Raw genomic sequence first — 23,731 nt, forward strand, 5'->3', positions numbered from 1 at the left:
AACTCGCCCGCCACCACCGCGAAGCCGCGGCCCCGCTCGCCGGCGCGCGCCGCGTACAGCGGTTCGAGTTCGCTGTTCCTCACCGTATCGGCCGTCTGCAGCGCACGTTCGATGCTGTTCACGCGCGCCACCGAGAACGCTGCGAGGATGAGGGTGAGCGACAGGATCAGGGCGAACGCCGTGCTTAGCCTGCTTGCAATACCCGCGTGCTGGAAGAAGCGCATGCCAGCCTTTTCAGGTAAATGGACGGAAAGTTATTAACAAACCAATTGAAACTGATTAAATTGGGCATGATTGCGTATGCGAAATTTCTTGAAGACAACTTAATTTGAGCTATTTGTGTATACCTGAAAGGAATCTATGGAATGCGTGTTTTAAAATGAGGATTTTCGTCATTTCGGGTATACTTCAAGGGATAACCAGGACCGCTAATGCAGAGCAAGTTTACCGAAGAGGACCCGATCCTCACTACCAGTGCCGCGGCGCGCATGCTGGGCGTCGCAACCAGCACCGTTCAATTATGGATGGAGAGTGGCGCTATTCCTTCTTGGAAAACCCCGGGAGGACATCGGCGCACCCGTCAAAGTACGATCCAGGCCATGCTGGACCGTGCAGGCCCCTTGTCGGGCGCGCTTTCCGGCGAAACGCCGGTGCAGGCGCCGACCGATCCCGAATTCATCCTCCAGGGTGACGTGACCTTCCCGGTCATCGCCGACGAGCCGCAGCGCCTGGCCGCGCTGGCGGCCTCGCGCCTGGTCGACAGCCCGCAGGAAGAGCGCTTCAACCGCATCGTCCGCCTGGCCGCGACCGTGACCGCTTCGCCGATCGCCCTGGTGTCGCTCCTGACCGCGCGCCGCCAGTGGTTCAAGGCCAGGGTCGGCCTGGGACCGCAGGAAACGCCGCGCGAATGGGCCTTCTGCTCGCACGCGATCCTGCAGGATGCGCCCTTCATGGTCGAAGACGCCGCCACTGACGAGCGCTTCCGCGAGAATCCGCTGGTGCTGGCCGAGCCGCACATCCGCTTCTATGCCGGCGTGCCGCTGCGCGACCGTTCCGGCCTGCCGATGGGTACCTTGTGCGTGATCGATCGCGAGCCGCGCCGCCTGCGCTCGGCCGAGTTGCAGGCGCTGTGCGACCTGGCCGATATCGCTTCTTCCGAGTTCCAGGCAAAGGTGGCTTGAGCCGGACGCAACAATGCGCGACATTGTGGCGTCCCCGATCCGGTATGCTGGTCGGCACTGACCACCATTCGGAGACCGCCATGAAGCTTGCCGCCGCCGTATTGACCCTCGCAGTTTGCATCCAGCCTGCCAGCGCGCAGGAAAGCGCCGCCCAGGCCGCCGCCACGGCGGCACAGGACTGGCTGGTCCTGGTCGATGCGGGCGACTATGCCGCCAGCTGGACCCAGGGCGCCGCCGCGTTTCGCAGCGCGGTGACCCAGTCCCAATGGAGCGAGGCGATGGGCGCCGTGCGCGCCCCGTTCGGCGCAGTCAAGTCGCGCAAGCTGGTGTCGGCGCAGCCCACCCGCCAGTTGCCGGGCGCGCCCGCCGGCGAGTACGTGGTCATCCAGTACCAGACCGAGTTCGCCGCCAGGACCGGCACCGAAACCGTGATCCCGATGCGCGAGGCCGGCGGTGGTTGGAAGGTGTCGAGCTACTTCATCAAATAGACCCGTTACCTAGAACTGCCCGCCGGTCAGCTTCCATAGCTGCGTCGGCAGGGCCGCCGGCGCATCCGGCTTGAAAAAGGCCGAATCCTGGATGTGCGAGGCGGTCACGTAGACCGTGCCGTCCGGGCCTTGGGTGAAGGTGTCCGGCCAGCGCAGGCGTTCGTCCCGTACCAGCACTTCAGGCCGGCCCGCCGGGCCGGCGTCGAGGTCGCGCACTTTCACCGCGTCGTCCTCGACGGCGCTGAGCAGCATCCGGTTGGTCCCGCGCGGAATCAGGAGGCCGTCCGAGACGCCGTTCTTGCCGAACTCCTCGACCTCGGCGCCCAGGTCCTGCCCCTGCAGTCCCTTGCCCGTAAGCGTGGAGGTGGCGATGCGATACAGGGTGTCGCCCTTGATCGCCTGCCAGTACAGCCACTGCCCGTCATCGGACAAGGCGATGCCGTCGGCCGAGAACTCGACGCCGCGCCCGTCAGGCCGGCGCAGCTCCTGGCCGTCGGCCTTCACGTTCAGGCCTTTCTTCATCTGGGTCGATGGATGGCCGTCGAGCAGGCGCGTGGTCTTGCCGCTGGCCAGGTCGACGACCAGGATCGCCCCGACCACGCCCGAGTCGGTGATGAAGGCGTACTTGCCGTCGTGCGAGAAGCGCACGTCGTTCAGGTAGGACCCCTGCGGGGCCGCTTCCTCGTCGAAAGCGATGCTGCGCTCGACCCGGTCGCTGGCCAGGTCGATCTGCACCAGCTTGGCGCCGTTCGAGACCAGGTGCGCTTGCGCCGGCGCGGCCGGATCCAGCACCCACAGGCTGCCGCGGCCGTCGGCCACGATGCTCTGCACGCATACCCAGTGCCGGTCCGGCGTCAGTTCGTCCTTGCGCGCGTTGCGCCAGGCATTCCATGCTTCGTCCGGATAAGGGCGCAGGCTGCCGTCCTTCCCCAGTTCGGCCACCGAGACCGCGGTGTCCTCGGTCCAGCGCGGAAAGTTCACGAAGATGCGCCCGTCCTCCGAGACCGAGACGCCGGTCACCTGGTGATCGAAGGCCGCGACCTGTTCGATCGTCCATGTCGATTGCCCGCTCATGCTGCTCCTCTCATGGCTTGTGGCGCGCCGCGGCGGCGCGGCGCGCGCTTGGGTTTGTCCTCCTTCGCGGGTGCCGCCCTGGCGCGCTCCTGTTCCTGTTCACGGCGCAGGCGCTGCTGCAGCATGGCCAGCACCGCGGCCTCCTCGGGCTGCAGGGCGTGCAGGTCTTCCGTCAGTTCCTGCTCGGTACGTTCGCGCAGGCTTTCCAGCACCGCGCCGTCGAGGTAGGCGTCGAGCACCACCGGGTGCACGTAGCACTTGCGGCAGACCGAAGGCGTGTTGCCGAGCTTTTCGGCCACCGATTCGATCGCGCGCACGATGTTCTTCTTGGCCTGGGCCTCGGAGTCGAACTTCTCGAACTCCTGCAGGGCCAGGGCGGCCAGCACCGTGCCCGACCAGGTGCGGAAATCCTTGGCGGTATAGTCCTCGCCGGTGATCGAGCGCAGGTAGTCGTTGACGTCGCTCGAGTCGATGGTGTGGGTTTCGCCCTCGTCGTCCACATACTGGAACAGTTCCTGGCCGGGCAGGTCGCGCGAGCGCCGGACGATGCGCGCCACCCGGCGGTCGTGCACCTGCACCTTGTGGTAGACGCCGCTCTTGCCGCGAAAGCGGAACTCGACGTCGCTGCCGTCGACCTTGGCGTGGCGGTTGCGCAGGGTGGTCAGGCCGAAGGATTTGTTGGTGCGCGCATATTCTTCGTTGCCGACGCGCATCATGGTTGCCTCGAGCAGGTAGACGATGGTGGCCAGCATCTTTTCGCGCGGCATGCCCGGCAGCGACAGGGCGCGGTCGACTTCCTTGCGGATGCCCGGGAGGGCCTGGCCGAAGCTCAGCATGCGTTCGTACTTGACTTCGTCGCGCGCGGCGCGCCACTTCGGGTGGTAGCGGTACTGCTTGCGGCCGCGGGCGTCGCGGCCGGTGGCTTGCAGGTGGCCATTGGCCTGCGGGCAGATCCAGACGTCCTGCCAGGCCGGCGGGATCGCCAGCGACTTGATGCGCCCGAGCGTCGCTTCGTCGGTGACCGGGTCGCCGCCGGCGTCGAGGTAGCGGAAACCGTCGCCTGCCTTTTCGCGCCGGATGCCGGGCCGGTCGTCGTGGACGTAGCGCAGGCCGGCGGCTTTCGCGGCGGCGGGTGGATCGCTGAGCGGATTGTCGGCACCGGCCTTGTCTTCGCTGTGCATGGGGCTTCCTTCCAGTCTGGTTGCCCGATCCTACGCCGAAGCGGCGGTGCGCGCCGTACGCGAGCTAACGTAGCGCTAGTGCTTGCCGGTGCCCTGGTAGCGCGCTTCGACCAGGTCGATCTCGCGCACCAGGCGGCGCGCTGTCTCGTCGGAAATCTGCCGGTTGCGCGCCATCCGCAGCAGCACCTGGCGCTCGGCCGCCAGTGCCGCCAGCCGGTAGTGGCGTTCGGCTTCCTCGGCCACCCGCGCCCGGCCCGGATGGCTGCTGTCGCCGGCCCCGCCGAGCCGGTGCTGGTACATGCCACGCACCTGTTCGGCGGCGCTGGCGTGGAGGTCGGCATCCTTCGCGTCGAAGGGCTGGGGCGGGCCGGCGCCGTCGATGGCGCCCAGCGCCGCCAGCGCGGCGGCCTGGCGCGCCCGGTCCTCCTCGTCGTGGAGGGCGGTTTCCGGCGGCAGTTCGAGGCCGTGCAGCACGCGCGGCAGGCCGATGCTGGCCACCACCAGCGAAATGACGATGACGGCGCTGGCCAGGAACACCGCCAGGTCGCGTCCCGGGAAGGGTTCGCCCCCCGGCAGCGCCAGCGGCAGGGTGAGGATGCCGGCCAGGGTGATGGCGCCGCGCACCCCGGCCAGCGAGGTGGCCAGGATCAGGCGCTTGCGCGGCATGAGCCCCTCGCGTCCCTGGCGCCGCGCCGCCGCCGTCGACAGCCGCAGCGAGACCCAGACCCAGGCCAGGCGCAGCGCGATCAGCCCGAAGCTGATGGCCAGCGCATGTCCGGCCAGCCACCAGAAGCCGTGCGGCAGCGCCAGGCCCGGGCCGGCGACGGCCGCGCGCACGGCATTTTCCACGATCGCGGGCAGCTGTTCGCCCAGCAGCACGAACATCACGCCGTTGAGCGCGAACTGCACGGTATCCCAGACCACGTTGCGGCGCACCCGGGTGGTCGCCAGCGCCCGCCCGCTGAGCTCCACGTAGCTCATCGTGACGCCGGCGGCGACCGCCGCCAGGATGCCCGAGGCGCCGATGTGCTCGGCCACCAGGTAGGCGCCGAAGGGCAGCAGCAGGTTGAGCAGGATCGGGGCGCCGGGCTCCTCGCCGAAGCGCTTGGCCAGCAGGCGCTGCACGCCGGCCATGGCCAGCGTGACGAGCACGCCTGCGGCGATGCCGGCCAGCGCCACCCACAGGAAGGTCAGGGCCGCACTCGACAGCGAAAAGCTCCCTGTGAGGGCGGCCGCCACGGCGAAGCGGAAGCACACCAGGCCGCTGGCGTCGTTGAGCAGCGACTCGCCTTCGAGGATGTGCATCAGGCGTGGCGGGATCGGCACCCGCGCCGCGATCGACCCGACCGCCACCGGGTCGGTCGGGGCCAGGATCGCGGCCAGGGCGAAGGACACGGCCAGCGGCAGTTCGGGAATCAGCCAGTGGATCAGGAAGCCGGCGCCGAGCACCGTGAACAGCACCAGGCCGAGCGCCAGCTGGAGGATCACGCCCTTGTCGCGGAACAGCCCGACCTTGGGAATGCGCCAGCCGTCCAGGAACAGCAACGGCGGCAGGAACAGGATGAAGAAAACGTGCGGATCGAGCCGCACCGGGTGCCAGCCCATGCTGGCGATCAGGACGCCGAGCCCGATCTGGACCAGCGGCAGGGGCAGCGCGACCGGCAGCAGCCGCACCAGGTAGCCGCTTGCCACTACCGCCAGCAACATGGCCAGCACCACCCCGACTTCGCCCATGCCCGCCCCTCGACCCAAAGCCCGATGATATGCGAAGCGCCGCCGCGGCGGCGTCGCCTACGGCAAGCCCGGCTGGCCTCAAGCGCCGGCCGGCGCCGCCCCGGCCGAAGCCAGCAGCTCGCTCAGCTGCACCGTATTGACCGGTTTGACCATGTAATGGTCGAAGCCCGCGTCATGAGCGGCGTCGCGGTCCTGCTGGCGGCCGTAGCCGGTGGCGGCGACGAGCAGGGCGCCGGCGGTCTGCGGCAGGCGGCGCAGCCGGCGCGCCAGTTCGTTGCCGTCCAGGTCGGGCAGGCCGATGTCGAGCAGGCAGACCTGGGGCGAGAACACTTTCGCCACCTCGATCGCATCGAAGGCGTTGTAGGCGATCTCCACCCGGTGTCCGCTGGAAGCCAGGAACAGGTTGAGGGTATGGGCGGCATCGAGGTTGTCGTCCACCACCAGCACGCGCAGCGGCGCCTGGGCGCTGGCCGCATGGCGCACCGCGTCCGCTACCGTCGCATCGGTTTCCTGTTCGAAGCGCGGCAGGCGCACGGTGAAGGTGCTGCCCTTGCCGAGTCCCGGGCTGGCCGCGCTGACGCTGCCGCCGTGCAGCTCGACCAGGCTGCGCGCCAGCGCCAGGCCCAGGCCCAGGCCGCCCTGCGAGCGGTCCGGGGTGCGCTCGGCCTGGGTGAACAGGTCGAACACGCGCTCGACCAGCGCCGGTTCCATGCCGATGCCGTCGTCGGCCACCGACAGCACGTAGCTGTCCTCGCTCTGCGCCAGGCGCAGTACGATATGGCCGCCCTCGGGCGTGTACTTGGTGGCGTTGCCCAGCAGGTTGGCCACCACCTGCACCAGGCGCTTGTGGTCGCCCTTCACGCGCACCGGCTCGCTCGGCAGGTCGAGCACCACCTTGTGGCGCCGCGCGTTGAACAGCGGCCGGATCTGCTCGGCCGCGTCGTCCACCACCTTGCGCAGGTCCAGCACCCCGGTCGACAGCGAGACCAGGCCGCGCGTGACGCGCGAGACGTCCAGCAGGTCGTCCACCAGGCTGGTCATGTGCTCGACCTGGCGCGCGATGATGGCGCAGGTCTGGGTGATCTGGGCGTTGTCCGAATGCAGCAGCTTGAGCAGGTGGGCGCCGGTGCTGATCGGCGCCAGCGGGTTGCGCAGCTCGTGGGCCAGCATCGCCAGGAACTCGTCCTTGCGCTGGTCGGCCGCGCGCAGTTCGCGTTCGGCCTGGCTGCGCGCCGCTTCCTTGGCCTGCAGCGCGGCCGCCATCTCGTCGAGGGCGGCGGCCAGGCGGCCGATTTCCTCGTTGCCGTGGCTGATGCCCGAGCGCGCCTGCAAGTCGCCGGCGGCGATGCGGCGCGCGGTGTCCATCAGCTTGCGCACCCGCTGCACGATCAGGATGTCGCCGGCCAGCCAGGCCGCCAGCAGGGCCAGCATGGTGGTCACGCCCAGGCCCAGCAGCGACATCAGCTGGGCCTCGCGCGCCGCCGCGGTGATGGTCTCGACCGGCACGCCGATGGTCACGGTGTACTCCGACAGCGAAGGGCCGCCCACGCGGGCGAACGCGTGCAGGCGCTCGATGCCGTCCTCGCCGCGCAGCAGCACCGGGCGCAGCGCCGGATCGCGCATGGCCGCCAGCAGAGGCGCGCTGATCTTCTTGCCGAACCAGCGCTCCGGGTCGGGCCGGCGCGAGATCAGGAGGCCGTTGGCGTCGGCCGTCTCCAGGATCGAACCGGCCGGCAGGTTGATGTCGTTGACGAAGGTGTCGAGCCCGGCCAGGTCCATGGCCGAGAACACCACCGCCACCACGCGCCCGGCGCGGTCGGTGACGGGATAGGTGAGGTTGATCGTATGACGCCGGATCACCCGGCCGAACACGTAGTCGCCGGCGATGAAGCGGCGTTCGGCGATGGCGCGCCGGAAGTGGCTGCGGTCGCCCAGGTTCACCGGATGCAGCATCGGCACCGCGCTGCAGCTTACTTCGCCACTCAGCTGGATCAGGCCGAAATTGGCGTAGCCCTCGTTGCGGTCCAGGACATCGGCCAGCAGCGCATTGCAGCGCTCGGTCGGACCCATCAGGTCCGGCACGCTGACCAGGTCGACCAGGATCTGGCGCGCGCGGTCGAGCGACTGGGCTTCGTTGGCGGCGGCCATGCCGGTCAGGCGCTGCAGGTTCTCCTCGGAGGCGCGGATCGCCGCTTCGCGTTCGCGGATGCCGCCCAGCACGGTCATGACGGCGATGGGCGTGATGGCCAGCGCGACCAGCAGCATCAGGCGGCTGCGCAGGCTGTTCAGGCGTAGGCGCTGGAGCAATGGATTCATGAGGAGTCGGTGAATGTGCGGTTGCGCATGCACCAACAAGGTGCAATCGTTCTGTATTGTACTAAAACAATGCTGTCGGATATACCGCTTGCGGGCGGCATCTGTCATTACTTGACACTTGAAGCATGCGCCCATGTAAGATGTCGGCAACACCAGGGCACTTCGAAAAACCGTCGCGAGCGGCAGCAATGGTGGTCGGGAAGCGCAGCTGTACGAATGGTACAGCCGGTCCGCCATAGCGGAGCATCGCAGACCACCAGTGCAATGCGCAGTAGGTTTCTCGAGGCGTCCACCAGACTGGGAGCGGGAATGAACATTGTGTGCGTGGGCGGCGGTCCGGCCGGCTTGTACTTCGGTCTCCTGATGAAAAAACGCCATCCGGACTACGCCGTCACCGTCATCGAGCGCAACCGCGCCAGCGACACCTTCGGCTGGGGCGTGGTGTTCTCCGACCAGACCCTCGGCCACCTGGCCGGGGCCGACGAGGACAGCGCGCGCGCCATCCTGCAGTCCTTCAACCATTGGGACGCGATCGACGTCCACTTCAAGGGACGCACCGTCACGTCGAGCGGACACGGCTTCTGCGGGATCGGCCGCAAGCGCCTCCTGAACATCCTGCAGGAGCGGGGCGCCGCGCTGGGCGTGCGCCTGGAATTCGAGCACGAGGTGCGCGACGAGGCCGAGCTGGCGCGCCGATACCGTGCCGACCTGGTAGTCGCCTGCGACGGCGTCAACAGTGCAATCAGGAACCGCCATGCCGGCGTGTTCCAGCCCGAAGTCGAACAGCGCCACTGCCGCTTCGTGTGGCTGGGCACGCGCAAGAAGTTCGACGCCTTCACCTTCGCTTTCGAGGAGACCGAGCACGGCTGGTTCCAGGCCCACGCCTACCAGTACGACGGCGACACGTCGACTTTTATCGTAGAGACGCCCGAGGAAACCTGGCAGGCGGCCGGCCTGGAAGCGATGGACCAGCAGGAGGCGCTGGCATTCTGCGAGCGCCTGTTCGCGCGCCACCTGGACGGCCAGCCGCTGCTGGCCAATGCCGCCCACCTGCGCGGTTCGAGCATGTGGATCCGCTTCCCGCGCATCGCCTGCCGCCAGTGGGTCCACTACCACGACATCGAAGGGCGGCGGGTGCCCGTGGTCCTGATGGGCGACGCCGCCCATACCGCGCACTTTTCGATCGGCTCCGGCACCAAGCTGGCCCTGGAAGACGCGATCGAGCTGGCGCGCTGCCTCGACGAGCCCGCCGCGCCGCTTGGCCAAGCCCTGGGCGCCTACGAGGAAGCGCGCCGGGTCGAAGTGCTCAAGCTGCAGAGCGCTGCGCGCAATTCGATGGAATGGTTCGAGAACGTCAGGCGCTACACGGCGATGCAGGCCGAGCAGTTCGCCTATTCGCTGCTCACGCGCAGCCAGCGCCTGTCGCACGAGAACCTGCGCCTGCGCGATCCTGCGTACGTCGCCGGTTTCGAGCGCTGGTTCGCCGAACGGGCGGCGGCGCAGGCCGGGCTGCCGGCGCCCGAGGGGTTCACGCCGCCGATGTTCACGCCGTATAAAGTACGCGGCGTGCTCTTGAAGAACCGCGTGATCGTCTCGCCGATGGCCCAGTACTCGGCGGTCGACGGCACGGTGGGCGACTTCCACCTGGCCCACCTGGGCGCGCGCGCCCTCGGCGGCGCCGCGCTGGTGATGGCGGAAATGACCTGCGTTTCGAGCGATGCGCGCATCACGCCCGGTTGTCCGGGACTGTACACCGCGGAACACACGGCGGCCTGGAAGCGCATCGTCGACTTCGTGCACGCGCACTCCGACGCCAGGATCGGCGTGCAGCTGGGCCATGCCGGCGCCAAGGGTTCGACCCGGCCGATGTGGGATGGGGTCGACCTGCCGCTCGAGGACGGCAATTGGCCGCTGGTCTCGAGCTCGCCCCAGCAGTACCTGAAGGGCGTGTCGCAGCTGGCGCGCGAAGCCACGCTCGAGGATCTGGAGCGCATCAAGTGCGACTTCGTGCGCGCCACCCGGGCTGCCCACGAGGCCGGTTTCGACTGGCTGGAACTGCACTGCGCCCACGGCTACCTGCTGTCGAGCTTCATCTCGCCGCTGACCAACCGTCGCCAGGACGCTTACGGCGGCAGCCTGGAAAGCCGCTGCCGCTATCCGCTCGAGGTTTTCGCCGCGATCCGCGCCGTCTGGCCGCTCGACAAGCCCATCAGCGTGCGCCTGTCGGCCCATGACTGGGTCGAGGGCGGTGTCACGCCAGGCGATGCGGTGGCGATCGCGCGCCTGTTCAAGGAGCTTGGGGCCGACATGATCGACTGCTCGTCGGGCCAGGTCAGCAAGGAAGAAAAGCCGGTGTACGGGCGCATGTTCCAGGCCCCGTTCGCCGACCGCATCCGCAACGAAGCCGGCATCCCGACCATCGCGGTCGGCTCCATTTACGAGGCCGACCACGTCAACGGCATCGTCTCGGCCGGCCGCGCCGACCTGTGCGCGGTCGCCCGGCCGCACCTGGCCAACCCGGCCTGGACCTTGAACGAGGCGGCGCGCATCGGTTACACGGGCGCCAGCTGGCCGCGCCAGTACCGCCCCGGCAAGCTGCAGCTCGAACGCAATCTCGAACGCGAGCGCCAGATGGGGGCGCTGGGCGGCGGATTGACGCCGCAGCAGCTGGCGGCGCGCCTGCTCGAGGGTTGACATCACTTATTTCAGGAGCCACCGCATGCATCATCTACCGGGCGAAGCGCACCGGCTGCCGGGCAGCCGCGCCAGCCTTGCCGACTACCAGGCCACCCACTTCCAGTACGCCGTGCGGGACCGGGTGGCGACGATCACCTTGCACCGGCCGGAGCGCAAGAATCCGCTCACCTTCGACTCCTACGCCGAGCTGCGCGACCTGTTCCGTGCGCTTGCCTACGCGGACGACGTCAAGGCGATCGTCGTTACCGGCGCGGGCGAGAATTTTTGCTCGGGCGGCGACGTGCACGAGATCATCGGGCCCCTGACAAAACTCGACATGCCGGGCCTGCTGGCCTTTACCCGCATGACGGGCGACCTGGTCAAGGCCATGCGCGCCTGTCCGCAGCCGATCGTGGCCAGCGTCGACGGGGTCTGCGCCGGCGCCGGCGCGATCCTGGCGCTGGCTTCCGACCTGCGCTACGGCACCGCGCGCAGCAAGACCGCCTTCCTGTTCACCCGCGTGGGCCTGGCCGGCTGCGACATGGGCGCCTGCGCGCTGCTGCCGCGCGTGATCGGCCAGGGCAGGGCGGCCGAGCTGCTGTATACCGGCCGCGCCATGAAAGGAGAAGAAGCGGAGCGCTGGGGCTTCTTCAACCGCCTGTGCGAGCCAGGCGAGGTGCTGGCGCAGGCGCAGGCCCTTGCCGCTACGCTGGCAAACGGCCCGACGTTCGCGCACGGCATGACCAAGAAGATGCTGCAGCAGGAATGGAACATGGGCGTGGATGAGGCCATCGAGGCCGAAGCCCAGGCCCAGGCGATCTGCATGGCCACCAAGGACTTCCACCGCGCCTACCACGCCTTCGTGGCCAAGGACACGCCACGCTTCGAGGGGGATTGAGATGGCGGACCGCGACTACCTCGACTGGCCCTTCCTGGAGCCGCGCCACCGCACGCTGGCGCTCGAACTCGACGCCTGGGCGGGCGGGCACCTGAACGACGCGCACGGCAGCGACGTCGATGCCGCTTGCCGCGCGCTGGTCAAGCAACTCGGCAGCGGCGGCTGGCTGCGCCATGCGGTCGGCGGCGCCGGCCGGCCGATCGACACCCGCGCCATCTGCCTGATCCGCGAAACGCTGGCGCGCCATGCCGGGCTGGCGGATTTCGCTTTTGCCATGCAGGGGCTGGGCAGCGGCGCGATCTCGCTGTTCGGCAGCGCGCCGCAGCAGGACGCCTGGCTGCCGCGCGTGGCGGACGGCGCGGCGATTGCCGCCTTCGCGCTGTCCGAGCCCCAGGCCGGTTCCGACGTGGCGGCGCTGCAGTGCGCCGCCCGGCTCGACGGCGACAGCTATGTGCTCGATGGCGAAAAGACCTGGATCTCCAACGGCGGCATCGCCGATTTCTACGTCGTGTTCGCCCGCACGGGCGACGGCGGCGGCGAGGGCGGCAGGGGCGCGCGCGGCATCTCCGCCTTCATCGTCGAAGCCGGCACGCCCGGCTTCGACGTCGCCGAACGGATCGACGTGATCGCCCCCCATCCGCTGGCGCGCCTGCGCTTCGCGGGCTGCCGGGTGCCGCTTGCCAACCGCATCGGCGAGGAAGGGCAGGGCTTCAAGGTGGCGATGGCCACGCTCGACGTGTTCCGCACTTCGGTGGCGGCGGCCAGCCTCGGTTTCGCCCGCCGCGCCCTCGACGAAGCCCTGCGGCGTGCCCGCGAACGGGCGATGTTCGGCAAGACCCTGGCCGACTTCCAGCTCACCCAGGCCAAGCTGGCCCAGATGGCGACCGGCATCGACGCCGCCGCCTTGCTGACCTATCGCGCCGCCTGGATGCGCGACGGGGGAAAACGCGTGACCCGGGAAGCGGCGATGGCCAAGCTGACCGCGACCGAGACCGCCCAGCAGGTCATCGACGCGGCCGTCCAGCTGTTCGGCGGGCAGGGCGTGGTCAGCGGCGAGACGGTCGAGACGCTGTACCGGGAAATCCGTGCGCTGCGCATCTACGAGGGCGCCAGCGAAGTGCAGCTCCTGATCATTGCGCGCGAACTGCTGGCCGGGGAGGGGAACTGATGGATATCCTGCAACCGCCGGGCTGGGTGCGCCCGAAGGGCTATTCGAACGGCATCGCGGTGCGCGGCCGCCAGGTCTACGTGAGCGGCATGGTCGGCTGGGATGCCGAGTGCCGCTTCCAGACCGACGATTTCGTGGAGCAGACGCGCCAGGCGCTGGAAAACGTGGTCGCCGTGCTGAGGGAGGCGGGGGCCGGCCCCGAGCACATCGTGCGCATGACCTGGTACATGCTCGACCGGCAGGAATACCTGCAGGCCGGCGCGGCGCTCGGCGCCGCCTACCGGGACGTGATCGGGCGCCATTATCCGACCATGAGCGCGGTGCAGGTGGCGGCGCTGATGGAAGAACGCGCCCGTATCGAAATCGAAGTGACGGCCGTGGTGCCCGACTGAATGGAAGACCGATGCCTGACCATCTCGTGACCGACCTCGCCTCGCTGGAGGCCCTGTTCGGCGCCGTCGCAGCGCCCTCGCTGGCCAAGGAAACCGATAGACTGCATCCTGTCTACGCGCGCTGGCTCGCCCAGGCGCGTTTCGCCCTGCTGGCCACCGGTGGTGCGCATGGACTGGACGTCTCGCCGCGTGGAGACGCCGGGCCGCTGGTGCGGATCGTCGATGAACATACGCTGCTGCTGCCGGAGCGGCGTGGGAACAATCGGATCGACAGCCTGCGCAACCTGATCTCCGATCCTCGCGTCGGCCTGCTTTTCATGATTCCCGGCGTGGGTGAAACCCTGCGGGTGCGTGGCCGCGCGCGCATCTGCGTCGAACCGGCCTTGCTCGCGTCGTTCGAACATGCAGGCAAGCGGCCGCTGTGCGTCCTGCAGATTGCCGTCGACACGGTATTTTTCCAATGCGCGCGCTCCATCCTGCGCTCGCGGCTCTGGCATCCGCAGGAGCACGATACCGCGGGCGTGCCCTCGCCGGGAGCGATGCTGGCGGCGCTCACCCGGGGGCAGATCGATGGCGGCGCGTATGACAGTGCGCTGCCTCAGCGGCAGCGTGAAACGCTTTATTGAAGACCTCGAACGAAGTCTGCCAGTGGCCCTGAAAGGTTTGCTTCATTTCCGTGGGGCGGTGCAAGGTCGAATTCGGACTTTTGTGACAATTCGCCGATTTTTTTTGTTTAGCAAGCTGTTATCCTCAGGCGAGAGGCTGATTTAAAGTGGAAAGTTCCGCTATACGATCTGCACCATCGCACTGCTGACACAAAATAAAATGACAAATCAAAAACCATCCTTTTGCAGTTCATGCCTTGAGTTCGCAAAAACGTTTCTGATCGTGGTGATCTCGGCATTCATAGCCGGGTTTGTTGTGGGAAGTCTCGGAGGATCCAGGGAAGCGTCGGGTGCCGGTGCGGCCGGGGTGGCGTTGGCTTTGCTCTGGTTGCAAAGGGGCCGCAAAACGCGTAAATCGCGACGCCCGGGCTAAAGAACCGCGATCGCCAACGCGCGTCAAGGACAGGTAGCACGGCTCCAACCCGGGCATTCATCCTCCCCGTAATGGCAGTCCATCCGCAGCAGGTCCTCGAGCATCCCGGGCGGACGCCGCCGCAGGAGCGCTCCTACGTCAACGCAAGTGTCGAGCACCTTGCCCATTTTTTCGCATCGCGGTAAGTTGGCGGAACCACGCTGACATAGGGAGAACCGCCATGCGCGCATTGATTGTGACGGCAGCAAGCGCACTGTGCTTGCTCGGCTGTGCGACACCCCAGGAAAAGGCAATGAAGCAACAGGCCGAGATGGAACGCCTGATGACCGTGTACGGGCCGGCATGCACGCAACTGGGCTTTGCGGCCAATACCGACCCCTGGCGAAATTGCGTCGTCCAACTGGCCGAGCGGGACGGCGTGCGGCGTGGCGGCGTGTCGACCTCGATCTTCGGCGGCTTCGGCAGCGGCGGACGCAGCGGCCTGGGCATCGGGATCGGCATCGGCCGCTAGCCTGCTTCAGCCGTGCGATAAGTGAGTTTCCACGCATATCTTTAGAGCAGGACATGGCATCATTCGCGATGAGATCCTCATCCGAAAGGGAAACCATGAAGTTTGCAGTCCATGCCATGCTCGGCCTGTCGCTGGTCGCCGTGAACCCCGTCCATGCCGCCGCCCCGGCGGCGCCGGCCCAGGTGGCGGCGCAAAGTCCCGCCCACATCAAGGCCGTGCAGGACCTGCTGGCCGCCATGCAGGCCGAGAAGACCCTGCGCGGCGTCGCCGCGCGCAGCCGCTATCCGAGCGAAGCACAGCGCAAGGACGTATTCGCCAAGCTCGACCGCACGCCGGCTGCGGAAGTGCACCAGCGTCTGGCCGTGCCGATGGCCAAGGTGATCTCCGTCGATACCGCGACCGAGATGACCCGCTTCTACAATACGCCCTACGGCAAGCAGGTCATCCAGCAAAAGTACAACAGCGGTCCGCAGATCATGTTCCCGGGCGCCAAGCCGACGGTGCCGCCGGAAGAGAAGAAGGAACGCAAGCGCGCCGCCTACGTCAAGGCGAGCAAGGAGCTCGCCGATGTGCAGCCCGTGCTGGAAAGCGAAGCCTTCAAGCTGCTGCAACAGATCAACAAAGCGCGCTAGAAGCAGGGTGAGCGCCGGCGTGCGGGCATTTCTGGTACGGTCTCTCCATCAGGAATCGATGGAGGCACCATGAACAATCAGATCGTACGTGTGATCGAGAACGTCCAGGATGCGGAGCGCGCGCGCCAGGCGCTGCTGGACGCCGGCTTCGACCGGGACGGCATCGAGATCAGCCATACCGGCGACGAAGCCGGCCCGTCGGAAGCCAACTTCACGGTGGGCGATTCGCCTGCGGTGAAGGGCGGCACCGACTACAAGGACGTGTACACGCCGGGGCTCGAAATCGGCAAGTGCGTGGTCACCGTCACCGCCGACCCATCGCGGCTCGAGAAAGCCGCGTCCATCCTCGAGTATCACGGCGCCAAGGACAACGACCCGGCGCACCGGCATTGAAACGAAACGGGCGCCATCGGCGCCCGTTTACCATCAGCTCCAGCTCAGGTCGTTCTTGCTCAGCGGCAGTTGGCGCACCCGCTTGCCCGTCGCGGCAAAGATCGCATTGCAGACGGCCGGCGCCAGCGGCGGCAGGGCGGGTTCGCCCAGGCCGGTCACCGGGTTGTCGGTCTTGATGAAATGGGTCTCGATCCTGGTCGGCGTGTCCGGCATGCGCAGCAGCCCGTAATCGTGGAAGTTGCTCTGCACGATGCGCCCCTCCTCGATGTTCAGCTCCGGGAACATCATGGTCGACAGGCCGTCGATGACCGAGCCTTCCACCTGGTTCTCGGCGCCCGACAGGTTGACGATCTGCGCGCCGACGTCGGCCGCCACCACCACCCGGTCCACCTTCAGCTTGCCTTCGCGTGACACCGTCACCTCCGCCACCTGGGCTACATAGCCGCGGTGGCTGAAGTGGAAGGCGATGCCCTGGCCTTGCCCGCGCGGGAAGGTCTTCTTGCCCCAGCCGGCGCGCTGCGCCACTTCGACCAGCACATTGCGCATGCGCTTGACGTCGTAGGGCTGGCCGCGCTCGAAGCTGGCCGGCACCAGGTCCCGGCTTCCCAGTAGCTCGAGGCGGAACTCGAGCGGATCGCGCCCGCCGGCATGCGCCAGCTCGTCGATGAAGCTGTGCAGCACCCAGGAAAATACGCAGCTGCCCGGCGCGCGCCAGGGGCCCATCGGCACCCGGGTTTCCAGCATGGTCTGTTCGAACAGGCAGTTCTCCAGCCAGCGGCCGGGAAATTCGTCGCTGGAGAGGTTGCCGCCGCTGCCGGGTTGCAAGACGCTCTTGCCGTCGCGCTCGACGCGGTTGGCGAAGGTCACGAAGTGGTTGTGCCAGGCGACCGCGCGGCCGGCGGCATCGACGCCGCCGCGCAGGAAGTGGAAGCCGCCCGGGCGGAAGTGGTCGTGCTGCAGGTCGTCCTCGCGGGTCCAGGTCAGCTTGACCGGCGCCGCGACCCGCTTGGCGATGGCGGTCGCCTCGACGATGAAGTCCGAGCTCAGGCGGCGGCCGAAACCGCCCCCGCTGCGGATGATGTGGAGCAGGATCTTCTCTTTCGGGATGCCGAAGGTGCTGGTCACCAATGCCTGGCCGGAGCCCGGATTCTGGGTCGGCGCCCACAGCTCGAGCGCGCCGTCGTCCTTGAACCAGGCGGTGCAGTTCTGCGGCTCCATGCTGGCGTGCGAGATGAAGGGGTAGCTGTAGGCGGCTTCCACGACCTTGGCGGCCTTGCCGAGCGCGCCCGGGACGTCGCCGTCCTTGCGCACGGTGGCCGCGCCGGCTTTTTTCGACGCAGCCTGGGCCTGGGCCGTGTAGTCGGCCCAGCTGTGGCGCGCGCCTTCGCCTTCGTCCCACACCACCTGCAGCTCGCGGCGGGCGCGCAGCGCGGCCCAGGTCGAGGTGGCGACGATCGCCACCCCCGGGCGCAGGCCGTTCAGGTTGCTCGTGCCCTCGACGATGAAGGCATCCTTCACGCCCGGCATGGCCTTGATCGCGTCCAGGTTGGCCGTGACGGGCTTGCCGCCGAAGACCGGGCACTTGGCGTACACCGCGTACAGCATGCCGGGCAGGCGCACGTCGATGCCGAATAGCGGGCGGCCGGCGACGATTGCCGCGTTGTCCACGCCGCCGACGCGGGTGCCCAGCAGCTTGTAGCTGGCCGGGTCCTTCAGCACCACGCTCTTGGCGTCGGGCACGGGCAGCTTCGATGCCGCCTGCACCAGCGCCCCGTAGCCGAGGCGGCGCCCCGTGCGGGCGTGGACGACCGCGCCCTGGCTGGCCGCGCATTCGGCCACCGGCGCGCCCCAGGTATTCGCGGCGGCCTGCACCAGCATCATGCGCGCCGCGGCGCCGAGGCGGTGGAAGTTCTCGTAGTTGTTCGGGGTCGAGGTCGAACCGCCGGCGCCCTGCGGGCCGTACAGCACCGGGTCGAGGTCGCCCTGGACGATGCGCACGTCGGACCAATCCACTTCGAGCTGTTCCGCGATCACCATCGGCAGCGAGGTCTTGATGCCCTGGCCGATTTCTGGCTGCTTCGAAATGAGGGTCACGCGGCCGTCGCGGCCGATGCGGATGAAGGCGTTCGGACTGAAGTCGGCGCTCGCGGCCGCATTCGCGGCGGCGGCCAGCGCGCCTTCGGCCGACATGCCGAGCATGAAGGCGCCGCCGGCGGCAGTGCTGCGCAGGAAGCTGCGGCGGGAAGGGGAGCGCAATGCGTTCATTTCTTGCCCTTTCCGGTGGAGGCGATCTCGGCTGCGCGATGGATGCCGGCGCGGATCCGGGTATAGGTGGCGCAGCGGCACAGGTTGCCCGCCATCGCCTCGTCGATCTGGGCGTCGGTCGGCTTCGGATGCTGCTTCAACAGGTGGCAGGCGCTCATGATCTGGCCGGACTGGCAGTAGCCGCATTGCGGCACGTCGAGTTCCTGCCAGGCCAGTTGCAGCGGATGCTGCGCCTTCGGGTCCAGGCCTTCGATGGTGGTGATCTTCTGCTTGCCCAGGCTCGATACCGGGGTCAGGCAGGCGCGCGCCGGGACGCCGTCGATGTGCACGGTGCAGGCGCCGCATTGGCCCAGGCCGCAACCGTACTTGGTGCCGACGAGGCCGAGGCTGTCGCGCAGGGCCCACAGCAGTGGCGTGTCGGCTTCGACGTCCACGGCCTGCGTCCTGCCGTTGATGTGCAGCGTGTATTTACTCATTCGTTGGCCTCGTCGTTTGCGGGGAAAGAAATAAGAGGGAATCCGCCATGCTAATCCAATCCACCGGTCTCAACAATATTGATCGCTCCCCTGTGCAACGGGACGGTATGGATACAAGGAATATGTAATACTTTGTCATTCTCTTGAGCCGCATCGCGACATTTCATGACCCAACACGGTCCACGCCTGGCATCGGCGAACCTCAAGCTGCGCCTCGCCTCGGTGGCGGCCGTACTGGTGTTCGCCGCCACCCTCCTGGTAACCCTGTCGACCCTGTCGGTCGCCGAGCGTGGCATGAAGGGCGTGATCGGCGACCAGGAATACACCTTGCTGTCGGGCGCGGCCTCCTTCATGGACGACCGCCTGGCCGCGCGGCTGGAGCAGATCGAAGCACTCGCCGCCGGTATTCCGCCGAGGCTGCGCACCGACTGGGCCGGGCTGCGGCCCTTCCTGTCCGACCAGGTGAAGCTCTGGGGCGCGGACGAATACCTGAACCTGGTGGTCTTCGATGGCGACGGCGAGATGCGCCTGTCGGTTCGCGAGCTGCCCGGGCCGACCACGCTCAACGCACGCGGCACCGACTACTTCGAGCGGACGATCCAGACGCGCAAGGGCGTGATTTCGCGACCGATCCGCAGCCGCCTGACGGGCAACCACATCGTGGTCTTCAGCGCCCCGGTACTGGACGAGGCGGGCCGGGTGGCGGCGGTGCTGACCGGCAGCGTGGACCTGCGGCGTTCCGGTTTCCTGCGCCAGATCAGTACCCTCAAGCCGGGCAGGACCGGCTACCTGTTCCTGATGACGGCCGATGGGTTGGTCATCGACCATCCCGACCAATCGCGCCTGTTCAAGCACGTCGGCAGCACGCCCGGCGTGAACCAGGGCACCGACCGCGCCCTGGCCGGCTTCGAAGGCTGGCTCGAAACGCAAAGCAAGGACGGCACCGATTCGATCTATGCCTACAAGCGCCTGCGCAGCACCGGATGGATCCTGGCGGCGCGCTATCCGAGCGCGGAAGCCTTCGCGCCGATGGACAGGATGCGCCACAACGCCTTCTTCAGCGCCGGCGGGCTGGCGCTGGCGGCCGGCCTGCTGGCCTGGGTGCTGGTGTTCCGGCTGCTGGCGCCGCTGCAGGACCTGCGCGACAACGTCGCCGCGATCCGCGAGGACGGCGCCGCCATCGACGTGCTGCGCGACGCGCGCAAGGATGAAATCGGCGAACTGGGGCGGGCCTTCCATGCGCTGATGGCCGAGCGCGAACTGGCCGAGAACGATCGGGCCGCGAGCGAGCGGCGCCTGCGCATGATCACCGATAACCTGCCTGTCCTGATTTCCTACATCGACCCCGAGCACCGCTTCCGCTTCGGGAACGCGACTTACGAAAAGTGGTTCGGCATCGCGCCCGAGGAGCTGGTCGGGATGCCGGTGGCAAAACTGCTGGGCGCGGAAACCGAGGCGGACATCTCCCCGCACCTGGACCAGGCCTTCGGCGGGCAGGCGGTGACGCACGAAGTGCGCATTCCGGTGCACGGCGAGCCGCGCATCCTGCAGGCCACCTACATCCCCGACCAGCAGCCGGACGGCAGCGTGGCCGGCGTGTACGCGCTGGTGCACGACATGACCCATGTGAAGGAAGTCGAGGAGCAATTGCAGCAGCTGGCGCGGGTGGACACCCTGACCGGCATCGCCAACCGCCGCATGTTCGGCGAGACCCTGCACCATGCGCTCGACCGCGCACGCCGCAGCGGCAAGCCGCTGGCCCTGGCCTACCTCGACATCGACCGCTTCAAGGGAATCAACGATACCTTCGGACACGGCGTCGGCGACGAGGTGTTGAAGGAGTTCGCGCGCCGCCTCGCCGCTGGCGTGCGCGCCACCGACACCCCGGCGCGCCTGTCGGGCGACGAGTTCGTGGTCATCCTCGAGGAAATCGGCACGCGCACCGAGGCCGAGCGCATCGCCGGGAAGATCGTGGAGAGCATGCGGGTGCCGTTTCGCACCAGCGCCGGGGCGGTAGCGGCCTCGACCAGTGTCGGCGTGGCCTTGTCGCAGCCGCGCCAGCCGCAGGAACAGCTGCTGGCGGCGGCGGACAGCGCGTTGTATATGGCCAAGGGGCAGGGCAGGAATGGGTATGCGTTCTTCGAGGGGTGAGCCTCGGTGCCGCTCGTTAGCGTGCGCTATACCGGTTAAGCCGTCAACGTCGTTCCGGCGAAGGCCGGAACCCAATCATGCGTGCACCGCAACGCTACGAAACCTGGGCCCCGGCCTTCGCCGGGGCGATGGGCTGGGGGTAACTGTGAAATTGATTGCTCTGGCCGTTCAACAATGTGAGCCTAGGCGCTATATCACAAGCCCTGCGGATACGTCTCCGGCGGCTCGTCCGAGTGCCAGCCGCCAGTCGCATCGAGCGGCGTCACCGCGCTGGTACGGTCGATGTGGATCACCGCATCGAACTGGCGCGCCAGCTGGGCCATGAAGTAATGGCTCTGGCGCTCGCTGCGCGGCAGGTAGAGCACGCCGATGGCGCGTTCCAGCCGCCCTTCCATCAGCACCTCGCGCGCGGCGCCGGGTTCGCGCAGCGGCAGGAAGAAGCGCTCCATGCCGACCCTGTGCAGCAGGTGCTCGTAGCTGCCGGGCAGGGCGGGCCGGACCTGCTTGTGCTCGGCGGGGCCGTCCCATTCCGAGGCCGCCGTGACCCGGCCGTCGTAGGTGGTGAAACCGATCAGGCAGGCATCGGGGCCATAGGACTTGCGTGCCAGTTCGCCCACGTTCCATTCGCCCTGGCGGCCGATCTCGGTCGCGCGCGCGTCGCCGATGTGCGAGTTGTGTTCCCACACGACGATCCTGGCCGGCTTGCCCTCGCGCCCCAGGTGCCGCGCGAGTGCGTCGAGGGTTTCGGCCATGTGGCTGTCGCGCAGGTTCCAGGACGAGACGCGCCCGCGGAACATGGTGCGGTAATACTCTTCGGCGTTCTTGACCAGGCGTGCGTTCTGTTGCGCGTAGAAGAAGGCATCCTCGGCGCTGGCGCCGTCGGCCTGCATGTAGTCGAAGGCGCGCTGCTGCAAATCCTGCAGCGCCGCGTGCACGCCCTTCTGGCACGATTCGGACAGGCCGACGCTGGCGGCATAGCCATAGTGCTGGCTGTCCTCGCCGTAATGATCGAAGCAGGCGTAGCGGCGCCGGGTTTCCTCGGCCGCGACCGGGTCGACCTGTTCCAGGTAGCGCAGTACTTCCTGGATCGAGGTGAACAGGCTGTACAGGTCGAGCCCGTAGAAGCCCGCCTTGTTGCGGGGGCTCGCGTCGTTGCGCTCGCGCAGCCACTCCACGAAGGCCAGCACCGAGGTATTGCGCCACATCCAGGCAGGGAAGCGCTCGAAGCCGGACAAGGCGGCGCGCCCATCGGCGTCCGCGCCTTCGCCGCGCACGTAGCGGTTGACGCGCCAGGCATCGGGCCAGTCGGCCTCGACGGCCACCGCCGTGAAGCCCTTTTCCTCGATCAGGCGTTGGGTGATGCGCGCGCGCTCGTCGTAGAACTCGGCGCTGCCGTGGGTGGCTTCGCCGAGCAGGACGAAGCGCGCGTCGCCCACCAGGTCGAGCAGCGCATCGTAGTCGGACGCGTTGCCCGTAAGCGGCCTGGCCGCCGCACGCAAGGCGCCGATGTCCTGGTCGGTGACGCCAGCCATGGCCGATTCGCCTCAGTGCAGGTAGCGGCTGCCGGTCTGCTCGGCAGGCGGGATCATCGGCGCCTGGCCCTGCTCGTCCTGCTGCTTCATCTGCGGCAGGCGGGCCGGCATGTTGTCGCTGACGCGGTAGGTCTTGTCCCGGGTGCCTTGCCACAGGAGGGCCAGGCCGGCCAGTCCGACCAGCAGCCCGGTCGGAGAGCGGCGCATCAGGCTGAGCAGGCCCAGCATGCCGCCGCCCACCAGGGCCGGGTGCGGCGCGCCATCATGGTCCCGGCTGCGATAGTCTTCGCTGCTGCTGCGCAAGCCGCCGCCATGGGAGCCGCGCAGCCAGTCCGACAGCCCGCCACGTGCACGGCTTTCGGCGCCATACTCGTGGGCCGACTCGTAGCTGCCGTAGTTGCCGTGGCGCGCCGGCGAACGGCCGCTGTCGGATGCGTCAGGACGCGCGCTGCCGAAGTCGTTCGCGGTTTTCGCGCGGTCGCGGATGCGCTCGGCGCTGTCTTCCAGGCGCTGGGTCGCATCGAAGGCGCCGTGGCGGGCGCGTTCGAGCATCGGCGCCGCTTTGGCCTGCACGCGGCCGGCGCCGCGCGACAGGGCGCTGGCGGCGCTGTCCTTCAGTCCCACCAGGCGGTCGCCGGCGCTGTGCAGGACACCGTCGACCGTCGCCCCGGTACGGGCGCCGGCGGCGCGCACCGCGGACAGTGCGCGCGAACGGCGCGTGGAACCGCGTTCGGGATCGAGCAGGTACATCAGCAGCGCGCCGGCCGCCGCTGCACCCAGCCATTTGCCCACGCTGCCCACATCGGTTGCCGTCTCGGTTGGAATTGGTTTCATGTCCGCTCCTTTCTGTTGTCCTTGTTCCCCTGCGGTCCGGCATCCGGCGCGGCGGGTGCCGCCCATGCCTGTGCCAGCAGGTCCTGTACTTCTTCGTCCTCCGTCTGCCCGAACGACCGGTAGAACTGGCCGACCGCATGGAAGCGGGGCGGGGCAAGCGGGCAGACGACTTCGTCGGCTTCGCGTGCGAGCCGTTCGAGGGTGTCGGGCGCGCCCACCGGCGCCGCCACCACGAGGTGGCCGACCCGATGCTTGCGCGCGACCTGGACCGCGGCCAGCATGCTGGCCCCGGTCGCGATGCCGTCGTCGACCAGGATCACGCAGCGGCCCGCGAGCCGCGGCGGCGGGCGGCCGCCCCGGTAGAGTCGGTCGCGCCGCGCGAGTTCGGCCAGTTCGCGCGCGGCCACGCGGTCCACCTGTTCCTGCGTCACGCCCAGCAGGCCTGGCACGCCCGGCTGCAGCACGCGTACGCCGCCGCTGCCGATCGCGCCCATGGCGTATTCCTCGTTCCCAGGCATGCCCAGCTTGCGCACCAGGAGCACATCGAGTTCCGCGCCGAGGGCCCGGGCCACCGCGAAGGCCACCGGCACGCCGCCGCGCGGCAGGCCGAGCACGATCGGCTCAAGCTGGCCGGCGAGGTGCCGCAGGCCGAGCGCCAGCTGGCGGCCGGCGTGGGTGCGGTCTCGATAGCCTTCGGTGTCCGGCATGGTGAAGCGCATAGAACGAAACGAGCCATGGTGGAACGCAAAACGGCCGCGCCGCGCCGCGGCAGGGCGCCGCAACGCGGTACG

At 68.3% G+C, this 23,731-nt stretch carries 20 protein-coding genes and 1 pseudogene; 11 read left to right on the forward strand and 10 right to left on the reverse strand.

Features of this window, described 5'->3' with window-relative positions; all coding sequences use genetic code 11:
* Window positions 1–224, reverse strand: a pseudogene (locus ACK4S9_RS19315) (hypothetical protein); the annotation flags it as partial.
* A 207-nt stretch (window positions 225–431) separates the two neighbouring features.
* On the opposite strand from ACK4S9_RS19315, the gene ACK4S9_RS19320 reads away from it, so the two are divergent.
* Both ACK4S9_RS19320 and ACK4S9_RS19325 read left to right on the forward strand, forming a co-directional pair.
* Window positions 432–1,181, forward strand: coding sequence for a GAF domain-containing protein (locus ACK4S9_RS19320; RefSeq protein ID WP_409728983.1), 750 nt, complete (start codon window positions 432–434; stop codon window positions 1,179–1,181).
* Window positions 1,182–1,261: 80 nt separating this feature from the next.
* A complete protein-coding gene (locus ACK4S9_RS19325; protein ID WP_409728985.1) occupies window positions 1,262–1,669 on the forward strand; it encodes a DUF4019 domain-containing protein in 408 nt (135 codons plus the stop codon).
* Window positions 1,670–1,678: 9 nt separating this feature from the next.
* Here ACK4S9_RS19325 and ACK4S9_RS19330 read toward each other — a convergent pair whose 3' ends face one another.
* The 4 genes from ACK4S9_RS19330 to ACK4S9_RS19345 form a co-directional block, all read right to left on the reverse strand.
* Window positions 1,679–2,743 carry an SMP-30/gluconolactonase/LRE family protein gene (locus ACK4S9_RS19330; protein ID WP_409728987.1) on the reverse strand — a complete coding sequence of 355 codons (1,065 nt, stop codon included), beginning with the start codon at window positions 2,741–2,743 and terminating at the stop codon, window positions 1,679–1,681.
* Window positions 2,740–3,924 (reverse strand): DNA topoisomerase IB, encoded by a 1,185-nt coding sequence (locus tag ACK4S9_RS19335; RefSeq protein WP_409728989.1) that lies wholly within the window; start codon window positions 3,922–3,924, stop codon window positions 2,740–2,742. The genes ACK4S9_RS19330 and ACK4S9_RS19335 overlap by 4 nt, the downstream gene beginning before the upstream one ends.
* 75 nt (window positions 3,925–3,999) lie before the next feature.
* Complete coding sequence (locus ACK4S9_RS19340) at window positions 4,000–5,658, reverse strand: Na+/H+ antiporter (RefSeq protein WP_409728991.1); 1,659 nt, start codon at window positions 5,656–5,658, stop codon at window positions 4,000–4,002.
* Window positions 5,659–5,736: 78 nt separating this feature from the next.
* On the reverse strand, window positions 5,737–7,974 hold the full coding sequence (locus ACK4S9_RS19345; protein ID WP_409728992.1) for an ATP-binding protein: 2,238 nt from the start codon (window positions 7,972–7,974) through the stop codon (window positions 5,737–5,739).
* Window positions 7,975–8,283: 309 nt separating this feature from the next.
* Between ACK4S9_RS19345 and ACK4S9_RS19350 the strand changes: the two genes are divergently transcribed.
* The 8 genes from ACK4S9_RS19350 to ACK4S9_RS19385 all read left to right on the forward strand — a co-directional run bounded on the left by ACK4S9_RS19350 (window position 8,284) and on the right by ACK4S9_RS19385 (window position 15,682).
* Window positions 8,284–10,668 (forward strand): bifunctional salicylyl-CoA 5-hydroxylase/oxidoreductase, encoded by a 2,385-nt coding sequence (locus ACK4S9_RS19350; RefSeq protein WP_409728994.1) that lies wholly within the window; start codon window positions 8,284–8,286, stop codon window positions 10,666–10,668.
* Window positions 10,669–10,693: 25 nt separating this feature from the next.
* The gene (locus ACK4S9_RS19355; RefSeq protein WP_409728995.1) at window positions 10,694–11,548 is read left to right on the forward strand and encodes an enoyl-CoA hydratase family protein; all 855 of its coding nucleotides are present in this window, start codon (window positions 10,694–10,696) and stop codon (window positions 11,546–11,548) included.
* Window position 11,549: 1 nt separating this feature from the next.
* The gene (locus ACK4S9_RS19360) at window positions 11,550–12,716 is read left to right on the forward strand and encodes an acyl-CoA dehydrogenase family protein (protein ID WP_409728997.1); all 1,167 of its coding nucleotides are present in this window, start codon (window positions 11,550–11,552) and stop codon (window positions 12,714–12,716) included.
* Window positions 12,716–13,108, forward strand: coding sequence for a RidA family protein (locus ACK4S9_RS19365; RefSeq protein WP_409728998.1), 393 nt, complete (start codon window positions 12,716–12,718; stop codon window positions 13,106–13,108). The genes ACK4S9_RS19360 and ACK4S9_RS19365 overlap by 1 nt, the downstream gene beginning before the upstream one ends.
* A gap of 11 nt (window positions 13,109–13,119) precedes the next feature.
* Entirely contained in the window at window positions 13,120–13,734 is a 615-nt protein-coding gene (locus tag ACK4S9_RS19370) for a pyridoxamine 5'-phosphate oxidase family protein (protein ID WP_409729000.1), read from the forward strand.
* 704 nt (window positions 13,735–14,438) lie between these two features.
* Window positions 14,439–14,657, forward strand: a complete 219-nt coding sequence (locus ACK4S9_RS19375) for a hypothetical protein (RefSeq protein ID WP_409729002.1) — start codon at window positions 14,439–14,441, stop codon at window positions 14,655–14,657.
* Between the two features lie 95 nt (window positions 14,658–14,752).
* The gene (locus ACK4S9_RS19380) at window positions 14,753–15,289 is read left to right on the forward strand and encodes a hypothetical protein (RefSeq protein WP_409729004.1); all 537 of its coding nucleotides are present in this window, start codon (window positions 14,753–14,755) and stop codon (window positions 15,287–15,289) included.
* Between the two features lie 69 nt (window positions 15,290–15,358).
* Window positions 15,359–15,682, forward strand: coding sequence for a hypothetical protein (locus ACK4S9_RS19385; protein ID WP_409729006.1), 324 nt, complete (start codon window positions 15,359–15,361; stop codon window positions 15,680–15,682).
* A 33-nt stretch (window positions 15,683–15,715) separates the two neighbouring features.
* On the opposite strand, the gene ACK4S9_RS19390 is transcribed toward ACK4S9_RS19385, so the two are convergent.
* Together ACK4S9_RS19390 and ACK4S9_RS19395 are read right to left on the reverse strand one after the other, a co-directional pair.
* Window positions 15,716–17,947 (reverse strand): molybdopterin cofactor-binding domain-containing protein, encoded by a 2,232-nt coding sequence (locus ACK4S9_RS19390; protein WP_409729007.1) that lies wholly within the window; start codon window positions 17,945–17,947, stop codon window positions 15,716–15,718.
* A complete protein-coding gene (locus tag ACK4S9_RS19395) occupies window positions 17,944–18,423 on the reverse strand; it encodes a (2Fe-2S)-binding protein (RefSeq protein WP_409729009.1) in 480 nt (159 codons plus the stop codon). Before ACK4S9_RS19395 ends, ACK4S9_RS19390 begins: the two co-directional genes overlap by 4 nt.
* A 165-nt stretch (window positions 18,424–18,588) precedes the next feature.
* Here ACK4S9_RS19395 and ACK4S9_RS19400 point away from each other — a divergent pair, with 165 nt between their 5' ends.
* Window positions 18,589–20,574, forward strand: coding sequence for a diguanylate cyclase domain-containing protein (locus ACK4S9_RS19400; RefSeq protein WP_409729010.1), 1,986 nt, complete (start codon window positions 18,589–18,591; stop codon window positions 20,572–20,574).
* A gap of 194 nt (window positions 20,575–20,768) precedes the next feature.
* On the opposite strand, the gene ACK4S9_RS19405 is transcribed toward ACK4S9_RS19400, so the two are convergent.
* Genes ACK4S9_RS19405 through ACK4S9_RS19415 form a run of 3 tightly spaced genes read right to left on the reverse strand, consistent with a single transcriptional unit; the run spans window position 20,769 to window position 23,647 of the window.
* Window positions 20,769–22,106 carry an erythromycin esterase family protein gene (locus ACK4S9_RS19405; protein ID WP_409729012.1) on the reverse strand — a complete coding sequence of 446 codons (1,338 nt, stop codon included), beginning with the start codon at window positions 22,104–22,106 and terminating at the stop codon, window positions 20,769–20,771.
* Window positions 22,107–22,118: 12 nt separating this feature from the next.
* Window positions 22,119–22,940 carry a hypothetical protein gene (locus ACK4S9_RS19410; RefSeq protein WP_409729014.1) on the reverse strand — a complete coding sequence of 274 codons (822 nt, stop codon included), beginning with the start codon at window positions 22,938–22,940 and terminating at the stop codon, window positions 22,119–22,121.
* Window positions 22,937–23,647 (reverse strand): phosphoribosyltransferase, encoded by a 711-nt coding sequence (locus ACK4S9_RS19415; RefSeq protein ID WP_409729016.1) that lies wholly within the window; start codon window positions 23,645–23,647, stop codon window positions 22,937–22,939. Before ACK4S9_RS19415 ends, ACK4S9_RS19410 begins: the two co-directional genes overlap by 4 nt.
* Window positions 23,648–23,731: the final 84 nt, after the last annotated feature.

It is taken from the genome of Massilia sp., from assembly GCF_046293535.1.
Classification (GTDB): Bacteria; Pseudomonadota; Gammaproteobacteria; order Burkholderiales; family Burkholderiaceae_D; genus Telluria.

Excerpts from the sequence above, each read along its gene's own strand:
- ACK4S9_RS19320 (WP_409728983.1), top strand. The coding sequence starts at position 432 with ATGCAGAGCAAGTTTACCGAAGAGGACCCGATCCTCACTACCAGTGCC.
- ACK4S9_RS19325 (WP_409728985.1), top strand. The coding sequence starts at position 1,262 with ATGAAGCTTGCCGCCGCCGTATTGACCCTCGCAGTTTGCATCCAGCCT.
- ACK4S9_RS19330 (WP_409728987.1), bottom strand. The coding sequence starts at position 2,743 with ATGAGCGGGCAATCGACATGGACGATCGAACAGGTCGCGGCCTTCGAT.
- ACK4S9_RS19335 (WP_409728989.1), bottom strand. The coding sequence starts at position 3,924 with ATGCACAGCGAAGACAAGGCCGGTGCCGACAATCCGCTCAGCGATCCA.
- ACK4S9_RS19340 (WP_409728991.1), bottom strand. The coding sequence starts at position 5,658 with ATGGGCGAAGTCGGGGTGGTGCTGGCCATGTTGCTGGCGGTAGTGGCA.
- ACK4S9_RS19345 (WP_409728992.1), bottom strand. The coding sequence starts at position 7,974 with ATGAATCCATTGCTCCAGCGCCTACGCCTGAACAGCCTGCGCAGCCGC.
- ACK4S9_RS19350 (WP_409728994.1), top strand. The coding sequence starts at position 8,284 with ATGAACATTGTGTGCGTGGGCGGCGGTCCGGCCGGCTTGTACTTCGGT.
- ACK4S9_RS19355 (WP_409728995.1), top strand. The coding sequence starts at position 10,694 with ATGCATCATCTACCGGGCGAAGCGCACCGGCTGCCGGGCAGCCGCGCC.
- ACK4S9_RS19360 (WP_409728997.1), top strand. The coding sequence starts at position 11,550 with ATGGCGGACCGCGACTACCTCGACTGGCCCTTCCTGGAGCCGCGCCAC.
- ACK4S9_RS19365 (WP_409728998.1), top strand. The coding sequence starts at position 12,716 with ATGGATATCCTGCAACCGCCGGGCTGGGTGCGCCCGAAGGGCTATTCG.
- ACK4S9_RS19370 (WP_409729000.1), top strand. The coding sequence starts at position 13,120 with ATGCCTGACCATCTCGTGACCGACCTCGCCTCGCTGGAGGCCCTGTTC.
- ACK4S9_RS19375 (WP_409729002.1), top strand. The coding sequence starts at position 14,439 with ATGAAGCAACAGGCCGAGATGGAACGCCTGATGACCGTGTACGGGCCG.
- ACK4S9_RS19380 (WP_409729004.1), top strand. The coding sequence starts at position 14,753 with ATGAAGTTTGCAGTCCATGCCATGCTCGGCCTGTCGCTGGTCGCCGTG.
- ACK4S9_RS19385 (WP_409729006.1), top strand. The coding sequence starts at position 15,359 with ATGAACAATCAGATCGTACGTGTGATCGAGAACGTCCAGGATGCGGAG.
- ACK4S9_RS19390 (WP_409729007.1), bottom strand. The coding sequence starts at position 17,947 with ATGAACGCATTGCGCTCCCCTTCCCGCCGCAGCTTCCTGCGCAGCACT.
- ACK4S9_RS19395 (WP_409729009.1), bottom strand. The coding sequence starts at position 18,423 with ATGAGTAAATACACGCTGCACATCAACGGCAGGACGCAGGCCGTGGAC.
- ACK4S9_RS19400 (WP_409729010.1), top strand. The coding sequence starts at position 18,589 with ATGACCCAACACGGTCCACGCCTGGCATCGGCGAACCTCAAGCTGCGC.
- ACK4S9_RS19405 (WP_409729012.1), bottom strand. The coding sequence starts at position 22,106 with ATGGCTGGCGTCACCGACCAGGACATCGGCGCCTTGCGTGCGGCGGCC.
- ACK4S9_RS19410 (WP_409729014.1), bottom strand. The coding sequence starts at position 22,940 with ATGAAACCAATTCCAACCGAGACGGCAACCGATGTGGGCAGCGTGGGC.
- ACK4S9_RS19415 (WP_409729016.1), bottom strand. The coding sequence starts at position 23,647 with ATGCCGGACACCGAAGGCTATCGAGACCGCACCCACGCCGGCCGCCAG.